Below are 10778 nucleotides of genomic sequence, written 5' to 3'. Positions count from 1 at the left end.
CAAACTCTCCATAAAGTGTTTGACTTGCTCGTTTTTGTGACCGGAGTCACGTTGACGAAGCTTGCGCTTCATTCATTGTTTGTATCCGAAGATACGTTTTTTGCCTCATCGTTCAGTTTTCAAAGTTCGTCCGCGCCTGTTTTGGCGACTCAATTAGAATACCAAGTCTGAAACAATAAGTCAACAACTTTTTAAAAGAAGTTTTTTTCTTGTTTCGTGCAGTGCGCTCGTCCTCTTAAGGACAAGAAATAATATACCATGGGATTTATTATTGTACAAGTCTTTTTTATAAAAAAAGAAAAACTCTTTTTTTCATCAGATTTATGACAAAAAAGAGAGTGTTCCTTCTATATATAATGCAGATGATACAGATCTTTAATCCATGAGCTGAATGATGTTCAGCTGCCGGTCCTCCATCAAATCTTTAACGATACGCCGGTTATGTTCTTCATACGCAATCACCGGGCGGTCAAATATACTGTTTTTTCGAAGGACTGTTGCAATCTTTCCATTACTCATCAAGACACGGTCACCCGGTTCAATCGGTAAGAGCAACTGTCCAAGGAGCATCACATATTTCGAATCATATTGCATAGGTCGCGCTTTTAAATGGCAGTATGCATCATATACCTTATATGCTTCACGGTACGGACGCCAACTTGTCATGGCTGCAAAGACGTCTGCCACGATGAACAATCTTGTATGATCCATGATTTTATCCCCTTTGACTTTCAAGGGATATCCGGAACCGTCCAACCGTTCATGATGTTGAACAATCAAGCGTTTGACTGTATCGGAAATGATGTTTTCCTTTTGTAAGGCTTGGAACGCCATTGCAGGATGACGGTGAAAGATTTCTTGTTGCATCGCTTCATAACGTTTTGTATGACGCCATTCCATGATTCGCGCTAATCCACAATCGGCAAAATAGGACGCGACCCATAAATCGTGAATCATCTTGCGCTCTTTTCGCGCTGCCTCTGCGAGCAGTTGCGCAATTGCCCCCCGGTAAATCGCATGTCGAACCGTATAAGCTTCTGTTCCGCGCTCTAGGAAATACGGTAAGATGTCGTCCCGACGCATCGTCTCCGGCATCGATTCCTTCACCCATCTCAATGCATCGTATACATTTGGAACCAATCCCTGCTCCCAGGAAGTGAACACATAATTATAAGTCTCGATCAATGAATCAAATATACTGTCTTCTGTCATGTCGTCCAGTTCTTGATCCGTCATCGAAGCTTCGCTCATACCTTCAGGTCGTTTCTCGATGTCCACCTCTTTGATCAAAAATCGTTTGATTCGTCTTAACTCATCTGCCCCGATTTTTTTGCCTGCCTCGACGATTGGAATATCTGTATGTAAAAATAAAGACTCGGTTATCCGGTCACCAAGAATAAGTCGCTCACTTGCCACACGCATCGTTGTCTCGTCCCTTTCCCTCAATGATTTTTAGAAAAACAGCAGAGTAAAGACAAGTTGTCCCCACTCTGCTGTACGTCGTTCTGCTTCGTTTATTCTTCTGTCTGCTCAGATTCACTGTTCATCTCAGAAGTGGAAACCGGCTGTTCTTCCGAACCCGTTTCGCCTTCTTCCAGTACAGTACCCTCTTCCTCGACAGCATCTTCTTTTTTCAGTTTCGCAACTGTTGCGACACGGTCGCCTTCTTCGATTCGAATCACTTTAACCCCTTGTGCATTACGTCCGACACTGGAGATATTTTGTGAATCTGTTCGAATGACGATGCCGCTTTCCGTCATGATCATGATGTCATCATCGACATCCACAATCCGGAGTGCCACGATTTGTCCGACCCGGTCCGTTACTTTACTGGCGATCAATCCTTTACCACCACGTGATTGTGTCCGGAACTCTGTCATTGGCGTCCGTTTACCGAAACCTTTTTCCGTAATGACGAGTACATCCTGTTCATCACGGGCAAGTTCCATTCCGATGACGATTGCGTCTGCCGATAAGTTCATCGCTTTGACACCGCGGGCACCACGACCCATCGAGCGCACGTTCGTAATCGGGAAGCGGATCGCTTTTCCGGTATTTGAGACAGTAAAGACTTCATCTTCTGTCGAAGCAAGACGGACAGATGTCAATTCATCATCTTCAAACAGACGAATCGCAATCAATCCATTTTTATTGATTCGGGCATAAGCAGATAACGGTGAACGTTTGACACGACCTTTACGCGTCATGAAGATCAACGATTTCTGTTCATCCTGCATCACTTCTTCTGCATCAAGCGCTTCTTCCGGTTCTTCAAGACCATCCGGTGCATCTTCTGCAGTGACTTCGACATCAATGATGTTTTCAGTTACTTCCGCTACCTCTTGTTCTTCGAGGTAACGTTTAAAGTTAACCGGAATCATCGTCTCGACCTTCTCATCACGTTCGATTTGAATCAAGTTGATGATCGGAACACCTTTTGACGTCCGGCTCATCTCCGGCACTTCATAGCCGCGAATCCGGTAGACTTTTCCGCGGTTCGTAAAGAACAGAATCGTATCATGCGTCGAACATGACAAGAGACGTGTTACATAATCCGCGTCGTTTGTACCGATTCCTTGGACACCACGTCCACCACGTCGTTGAGCACGGTACGAATCCGTCGTAAGACGTTTAATGTAGCCGCTGCTTGTCAACGTAATGATGATATCTTTTTCCGGAATCAAATCTTCATCTTCAAATTCGATGTGGTCCATCCGAATTTCGGTCCGGCGCTGGTCATTGAAGCGTTCTTTCACCTCTTCAAGTTCTGTCCGGATCAATTCGAGCAAGACTTCATCACTTTCAAGGATTCGTTTGAGTTCTGTAATCAATGCCATGATCTCATCGTACTCGGCATCGATTTTCTCACGTTCGAGACCAGTCAGACGCTGTAGACGCATATCAAGAATTGCTTGTGATTGTTTCTCGGACAATTCAAACCGTTCCATCAACTGTTCACGGGCAGCATCTGCTGTGCGGTTGGCACGGATGATCTTAATGACTTCATCGAGGTGATCAAGCGCAATCCGCAGGCCTGCAAGAAGATGTTCCCGTGCTTCTGCTTTCTCGAGATCAAACTGTGTCCGGCGACGGACGATTTCTTTTTGGTGCTCGAGATAGTGGTACAACATTTCCTTCAGCGTCAGGGTACGCGGACGTCCACTGACGATGGCAAGCATGTTGACACCGAACGTCGTCTGCATCGATGTCTGTTTGTAGAGATTGTTCAGGATGACACTCGCATTCGCATCACGACGGATCTCCATCACGACACGCATACCACGGCGATCAGACTCATCACGCAAATCGGTGATACCTTCGATTTTTTTCTCACGGACAAGATCGGCAATTTTTTCAACGAGACGGGCTTTGTTGACCTGGTACGGCAACTCCGTCACGATGATCCGTTCGCGATCTTTTTTTGTCTGTTCGATTTCGGCTTTCGCCCGGACGATGATTGATCCACGACCGGTTTCATAAGCGCGGCGAATTCCGCTGCGGCCCAAGATTTCTCCAGCTGTCGGGAAGTCAGGTCCTGGAATATGCTGCATCAGTTCAGAAATCGTGATGTCCGGATTATGCGATAACGCAAGGACTCCATCGATGACTTCACCGAGCTGGTGCGGTGGGATATTCGTTGCCATCCCGACTGCAATCCCGCTCGAACCGTTGACAAGCAAGTTCGGGAAGCGGGACGGTAACACTTCCGGTTCCCGTTCTGATCCATCGTAGTTATCTTTAAAATTAACAGTGTTTTTATTGATATCACGTACAATTTCCATTGCGATTTTTGACATACGGGCTTCCGTATATCGCATGGCTGCAGCGGAGTCGCCGTCGACCGAACCGAAGTTTCCGTGACCGTCGACGAGCTCATACCGGTAGCTGAAGTCCTGTGCCATACGAACCATCGTGTCGTAAACAGCAGAATCACCGTGCGGGTGATACTTACCGATAACTTCACCGACGATACGGGCAGACTTCTTGTGCGGTTTATCCGCGCGGATCCCGAGGTCATTCATCGCATATAAAATACGACGATGACCCGGTTTTAAACCGTCACGGACATCCGGTAAAGCACGTGCGACGATAACGCTCATCGCATAATCCATGAAGGATGTACGCATTTCTTGACTGATGTTGATATCTTTAATGATTCCTTGTTGATCGGACATTCGTATGGCCACCCTCTCTATTCAACGTTAAATATCCAAGTTCTTCACATAGTGGGCGTGCGACTGGATAAAGTCACGACGTGGTTCTACCTGGTCTCCCATCAAAATGTCAAAGACCTCATCTGCTTCGATCGCGTCCTGTAATTCGACACGCAGCATTTGACGACCACTCGGATCCATCGTGGTTTCCCACAGTTGCTCCGGATCCATCTCACCGAGACCTTTATAACGCTGAATGTCGTATCGTGCGTTTTCCGGAAGTGCTGCCAGTGCTTCGTTCAACTCACGCTCGTTGTGGACGTACGTGATGTTTTTTCCTTGCTTGATTCCGTAAAGCGGCGGCTGGGCAATATAGACGTAACCGTGCTCGACCAGCGGACGCATGTAACGATAGAAGAATGTCAATAACAGTGTCCGGATGTGGGCACCATCGACGTCGGCATCGGTCATGATGATGACTTTATGATACCGGGCTTTCTCGATGTTGAATTCAGAACCGATACTCGTTCCGAGCGCCGTAATGATCGTCCGGATTTCGTTACTGCCGAGAATCTTATCAAGACGTGCTTTTTCGACGTTCAAAATCTTACCTCGAATCGGTAAAATCGCTTGGAAATGACGATCACGTCCAGATTTCGCTGAACCACCCGCCGAGTCACCCTCAACGATGTAGATTTCAGAAATCGTCGCATCACGTGATGAACAGTCGGCAAGTTTCCCTGGAAGTGAACTGACTTCAAGGACACCTTTACGTCGTGTTAATTCACGGGCACGTTTCGCAGCCATCCGGGCACGAGACGCCATCATTCCTTTTTCGACGATCGCACGGGCACTTGTCGGATTCTCCATCATGAACTGTTCAAACGCAGACGAGAACAACGTATCCGTTGCTGTCCGTGCATCCGAGTTGCCGAGTTTCGTTTTCGTCTGTCCTTCGAACTGTGGATTCGGGTGTTTGATCGAGACGATCGCTGTCATCCCTTCACGTACATCTTCACCGGACAACGTACCGTCGGCTTCTTTCATCAGACCGAATTTTTTCGCGTAGTCATTGATGACACGTGTCAAAGCCGTCTTAAAACCGGTTTCGTGTGTTCCGCCCTCATGGGTCGGGATATTGTTCGTGAACGAATAGATGTTGGCTGCAAAACCATCGTTATATTGCAACGCGACTTCGACTTCAATCCCGTCGCGGTTCCCGTGTACATAAACGGGTTCTTCATGGACGACTTCTTTCGAACGGTTTAAATGCTCGACGTAAGACTTAATTCCGCCTTCGTAATGGAAGCTGCGCGTAATCGGTTCATCCGCACGATCATCCGTAATTTCGATCGTCAGTCCCTTATTTAAAAATGCGAGCTCACGAAGACGTGTCGCCAGCAGATCATAATCGTATTCAAGAGTTTCCTGGAAGATTTCATCATCCGGGAAGAAACGGATCATCGTCCCGGTTTCTTCTGACGTGCCGATAATTTCTAAATCGGCAGCAGGTACACCGCGGTGATACGCTTGGTAATACAACTTTTCATTCCGTTTGACGAATACTTCAAGTTTCGTCGACAGGGCGTTAACGACAGATGCCCCGACTCCGTGAAGTCCACCGGATACTTTGTATCCGCCGCCGCCGAATTTACCGCCGGCATGAAGTACGGTCAAGATGACCTCAACTGCTGGACGTCCCATCTTCTCTTGGATATCGACCGGGATTCCCCGTCCGTTATCTTCGACCAGAATCGAGTTACCCGGTTCAATCGTGACTTTGATCGTATCGCAATATCCTGCAAGTGCTTCATCGATCGAGTTATCGACGATTTCCCACACCAAATGGTGAAGCCCCTTCGATGCAGTCGATCCGATATACATACCCGGACGTTTCCGAACGGCTTCTAGACCTTCAAGCACCTGAATTTGATCGGCACCGTACCCTTGTTCTAATTCCATATCTTCATGATTACTCATCGGTTTTCTCACCTACTATTTCTTTGTATGATGTCTCTTCCAAAATGACGGCCCCCTGTTTCACGTGGAACAACTTCGCCTGTTTGATCGTTTCATGTGCGATTCCATCGACACTCGTTGTCGTCAGAATGGTCTGCACCTTTTGTTGCATCGTATCGAGCAAATGGGTTTGACGATGATCATCGAGCTCGGATAAGACATCGTCTAGAAGTAGCAATGGATATTCCCCCACTTCTTCATGAATCAATTCAATCTCTGCTAATTTCAAAGAGAGTGCTGCCGTTCGTTGCTGTCCTTGTGAACCATAAGTCTGGACATTCCGACCGTTGACTTCCATTTCGAAGTCATCCCGGTGCGGACCGAACAACGTCACACCTCTTCGGATTTCGTTTGTCTTCATTTTACCAAACTTCTGCATGTAAGAAGCAGTCATTCCTTCAACATCGAGCAAATCATTGCTGAATGTATCCGAACGGTAAATAAGGACGAGCTGTTCCTGTCCGCGACTGATTCCTTCATGAATCGGACGTGCCCACTTTTCGAGCTGGGCAATGAAGTGATGACGGCGCTGAACAATTTTAACGGCAAGCGTAATCATCTGCTCCGTCAAGACATCGAGGAACGTCTCGTCCCCACCTTTCATCGATAACTGCTTAAGCAATGCATTCCGTTGTTTGAGGACTTTTAAATACTGACTTAATTCATGTAGATAGACCGGGCTGACCTGACCAATTTCCATATCCAAAAAACGACGTCTGATTTGAGGACTGCCTTTGACGATGTGTAAGTCTTCCGGTGCAAACAGCACGATATTCAACGCACCAACATAATCACTGAGCCGGCGCTGTTCGAGATGATTTAGCTTCGCTTTTTTACCACGGCTTGAAATCGCGATTTCCTGCGAATGTGATCCTCTTCTCTTGTGAATCCGTCCTTCGACACGGGCTGTCTCGGCATCCCACTGGATCAATTCTTTGTCATGCGTCGTCCGGTGGGACTTTGCAAGAGCCAGAACGTAAATGGCTTCAAGGAGGTTTGTCTTCCCTTGTGCATTCTCTCCAATCAGCACATTCGTCTTTTCGGAAAAAGATAATTCCAACGACTCATAGTTGCGGTAGTGACTGAGTCGGACCGAATCTAGTCGCACGTTAGTTTCCCTCGTTCTTAATGATGAACTGACCGTAATCTTCTACGTCAATCACATCTCCATCCCGTAATTTACGACCGCGTCGCTGATCGACTTCACCGTTGACAAGAATGGGTACCTCGGCGAGGAACGGTTTAGCTTGTCCACCGCTCGAGATGATATCAGAAAGTTTCAGGAACTGACCTAATGTGACATATTCTGTTGAAATCTTGATTTGATTCATGGTTTGACTCCTCCTACCTACATATTATAAATGACGTACTCTTTATTGTACTAAAAAACTTATGATTTGGCAAAATGAACGAACGTATATGCGGATTTCAAAAAAAGCCCAAGGAACATAAACGGTTCCTTGGGTATAAATTATGCTGTCCGGACTGGCAGGATCAGCTGTAAGACGTTGTCTTGGTCAACCGGGTGCAGAATGAACGGGCGGATCGAACCGGTGAACTGGATTTCGATATCCGTCGCATCGAGTGCCTTTAACGCGTCCATCATGTATTTCGAGTTGAACGAGATTTTTAACTCTTCTCCTTCAAGCGATAAGATGCTGACTTGTTCCGACACTTTACCGACTTCCGGTGAGTGGGAAGAAATCTCGACTGCCGTCGTTCCTTCTGCTGCAAACTTGATGACGTTGTTACGGTCTTCGCGAGCAAGCAGTGACGCACGGTCGATTGCTTGAAGTAATTCCTTCGCATTCATGCGGACTGCCGTGCGGTACTCTTCCGGAATCAAACGCGATGTGTCCGGGTAGTTGCCGTCAAGCAGACGCGAGAAGAATAAGACATGTTTCATCTTAAACAGGATCTGTTGATTCGTAATCGTGATGTCGACGTGACCATCACTAAGTAATTTGGATAATTCGTTTAAGCTTTTTCCTGGGACGATGACGTTTTGGAACGAAATCTCGTTATCCGTTTCAAACTGTGCCCGTCGTAAGGCCAGTCGGTGACTGTCCGTCGAGACGCATGTCAGGATGTCTTTATCCGCCGAGAAGTTAACACCCGTCAATACAGGACGTGTTTCCTGTACAGCAACGGCAAAACTCGTTTGACGGATCATTGACCGTAACAGATCAGCCGGTAAACGGAACTGCTGTCCGCCGTCGACTTGCGGTAAGCGTGGGAATTCATCCGGATCAAGTCCATTCAGGTGGAACTCTGCCGTACCCGATTGGATCCGTGTCATGAAGTTTGGTGATACTTCAAGGATGACTTCATCTGTGGGTAACTTTTTCACGATATCGCCGAAGAAGCGGGCGTTTAAGACCACACTGCCTGCACGATGGACTGTCACGTAGGATGTTCCGTTCTCTTCCGCGTAGATCGTCCGTTCAATCGAGATTTCCGTATCGCTTCCTGTCAGCGTCATACCGTCACCATGGGCTTCGAGTTTGATTCCCGTTAAGATCGGAATCGTTGTCCGGGATGAAACAGCTTTTGCTACATCTTGAATTGCTTGGATTAAAGTATCCCGTTGAATTGTAATATGCATATTGTCGTTAAGCTCCTCTCAAAATGGGCGTTACATCATCATAACATAATAATATATTTTTTTAATAATAGTATTAGGGGCTGTGGATAGTGTGGATAAGTCGGTGGATAACTTGGTATAGAGCCAAAACGCGTGTGGATAACTTGTGGATAACTAGGCTGTTTTATCCACAGCTTATCCACAGGTTTTACGAATGTTTCAATTCATGCTTGATTTGTTCGATGACTTTTCCCGTTTCTCCATCCGATTTGACGAGCGTACTGATTTTTTCATGTGCATGAATGACGGTCGTGTGATCACGTCCCCCAAACTCCTCACCAATCTTCGGTAACGAGCTTTCTGTCATCTCCCGCGACAGGTACATGGCAATCTGACGGGGAAAAGCAATTGATTTCGTCCGTTTTTTAGCTTTTAAATCGTCAAACGGCAGATTAAAGTGTTTACTGACCGATTCCTGGATATCCCGAATCGTGACTTTCCGCGGTTCACTTGCAGGCATGATGTTATGCAGGGCTTCAGCAGCGACATTCGGATCAATCGTCCGTCCAACCAGGTTAGCGTAAGCAATGACGCGGGTTAACGCGCCTTCAAGTTCCCGGATGTTCGTATCAATCTGGCTTGCAATATAAAGCATGACTTCATTGGAAACGTCCAGTTGTTCGGCATTCGCTTTTTTCCGAAGAATCGCAATCCGGGTTTCGAGATCCGGTGGCGTGATGTCTGTAATCAAGCCCCACTCGAAACGAGAACGCAAGCGATCTTCAAGCGTCGGAATTTCTTTTGGTGGACGGTCACTGGAGATAATGATTTGTTTTTGATCGTTATGCAGGGCATTAAACGTGTGGAAAAACTCTTCCTGCGTTTGTTCTTTTCCGGCAAGGAATTGAATATCATCTATTAATAGAACATCGATGTTGCGGTATTTATTCCGGAACTGAACCGTTTTGTTATCCCGAATCGAATTGATGAAGTCATTCGTGAACTGTTCAGAGGAAACATACGCGATTTTCGTTCCAAGCTTTTGATCCTGGACATACTGCCCAATCGCATGCATCAAGTGTGTTTTCCCCAGGCCGACGCCGCCGTAGATGAAAAGCGGATTGTAGGCTTTGGCGGGTGCTTCTGCTACTGCTAAAGAAGCGGCATGAGCAAAACGATTCCCCGATCCGATGACAAACGTATCGAATGTATACTTTTCGTTTAACTGTCCGAGTTCGCTCATCACCAGCTCATCGGACGATTTAGGCGTCTTTTGCGCTTTTGTTTTCGCAGGAGCAACTTCCATCACTTCTACTTCCTCATTTTGACGATCGAGCATATGTTTTGCTTGACCTTCCTCAATGAACTGAATATCCAGCCGGCTTCCCGTGACTTCTTCGACGGTATCTTCTAATAGAGATAAGTACTGACGTTCCAACCACGTGACAGTAAATGCTGCGGGCGCCGAGACGATCAAGGTCGTGCCGTTGAGCGTGACACCCTCAGTCGACTTCAGCCACATGTCGTAACTCGCTTTTGGGGTACGTTGTTCTTCCTCGATTACAGATAATACATTGTGCCAAAGTTCGGCAGCGTTTTTCATAAATACCCCCCTTTTTCTATCATGATATAAAAAACTATACACAGGTTTATGCACAGGACAAAGTTAATGAAGGAACACGACTTATCCCCAGAACATAAAAACTGTGGATAACGTTATCCACAGGGGTTGAATTCTGTGTATAAAGTTATCCACAGGTTGTGTATAACTTGAAGAATCAATTTGTCTTGCGTTATTGTTATGCACAATTAGTGTATCAAATGAAATGAGGTCTGGCAATGGTTAGAACGATTTATCCACAAGTAAATCCACATATGCACAGGCAGTTACCCACAGGCTGTGGACAGTGTGGATAAACTGTGGATAAGATGTGTATAACTTTGCGAAAGAGGAAGCGTTCAAAAATAGTTATGCACAAAATGAAAAAAAGCAGCGTCAAAAATTATAAAAACAAACCTTG

At 46.4% G+C, this 10778-nt stretch carries 7 protein-coding genes; all 7 read right to left on the bottom strand.

Translation table 11 applies throughout. From position 1 onward, the window contains the following. Positions 1–375: 375 nt before the first annotated feature. The gene (locus tag KNP91_RS11370) at positions 376–1422 is read right to left on the bottom strand and encodes an HD-GYP domain-containing protein (RefSeq protein ID WP_214850146.1); all 1047 of its coding nucleotides are present in this window, start codon (positions 1420–1422) and stop codon (positions 376–378) included. Between the two features lie 92 nt (positions 1423–1514). Further along, a complete protein-coding gene (gyrA, locus tag KNP91_RS11365; protein ID WP_214850143.1) occupies positions 1515–4175 on the bottom strand; it encodes a DNA gyrase subunit A in 2661 nt (886 codons plus the stop codon). A 27-nt stretch (positions 4176–4202) separates the two neighbouring features. Further along, complete coding sequence (gene gyrB, locus KNP91_RS11360; RefSeq protein ID WP_200868725.1) at positions 4203–6116, bottom strand: DNA topoisomerase (ATP-hydrolyzing) subunit B; 1914 nt, start codon at positions 6114–6116, stop codon at positions 4203–4205. Between the two features lie 10 nt (positions 6117–6126). Then, on the bottom strand, positions 6127–7281 hold the full coding sequence (recF, locus tag KNP91_RS11355) for a DNA replication/repair protein RecF (RefSeq protein WP_012368918.1): 1155 nt from the start codon (positions 7279–7281) through the stop codon (positions 6127–6129). Position 7282: 1 nt separating this feature from the next. Beyond that, complete coding sequence (gene yaaA / locus KNP91_RS11350; RefSeq protein WP_012368917.1) at positions 7283–7504, bottom strand: S4 domain-containing protein YaaA; 222 nt, start codon at positions 7502–7504, stop codon at positions 7283–7285. Positions 7505–7644: 140 nt separating this feature from the next. Continuing rightward, a complete protein-coding gene (gene dnaN / locus KNP91_RS11345; RefSeq protein ID WP_012368916.1) occupies positions 7645–8778 on the bottom strand; it encodes a DNA polymerase III subunit beta in 1134 nt (377 codons plus the stop codon). Between the two features lie 187 nt (positions 8779–8965). Next, a complete protein-coding gene (gene dnaA, locus KNP91_RS11340; RefSeq protein WP_012368915.1) occupies positions 8966–10360 on the bottom strand; it encodes a chromosomal replication initiator protein DnaA in 1395 nt (464 codons plus the stop codon). Positions 10361–10778 lie beyond the last annotated feature (418 nt).

The sequence above is a fragment of the Exiguobacterium sp. s138 genome, assembly GCF_018618775.1.
GTDB classification, from domain to species: domain Bacteria; phylum Bacillota; class Bacilli; order Exiguobacteriales; family Exiguobacteriaceae; genus Exiguobacterium_A; species Exiguobacterium_A artemiae.
Note: the sequence above shows the minus strand (reverse complement) of the source record. Positions and strands in the feature narration are given on the sequence as shown.

Excerpts from the sequence above, each read along its gene's own strand:
- KNP91_RS11370 (WP_214850146.1), bottom strand. The coding sequence starts at position 1,422 with ATGCGTGTGGCAAGTGAGCGACTTATTCTTGGTGACCGGATAACCGAG.
- gyrA (WP_214850143.1), bottom strand. The coding sequence starts at position 4,175 with ATGTCCGATCAACAAGGAATCATTAAAGATATCAACATCAGTCAAGAA.
- gyrB (WP_200868725.1), bottom strand. The coding sequence starts at position 6,116 with ATGGAATTAGAACAAGGGTACGGTGCCGATCAAATTCAGGTGCTTGAA.
- yaaA (WP_012368917.1), bottom strand. The coding sequence starts at position 7,504 with ATGAATCAAATCAAGATTTCAACAGAATATGTCACATTAGGTCAGTTC.
- dnaN (WP_012368916.1), bottom strand. The coding sequence starts at position 8,778 with ATGCATATTACAATTCAACGGGATACTTTAATCCAAGCAATTCAAGAT.
- dnaA (WP_012368915.1), bottom strand. The coding sequence starts at position 10,360 with ATGAAAAACGCTGCCGAACTTTGGCACAATGTATTATCTGTAATCGAG.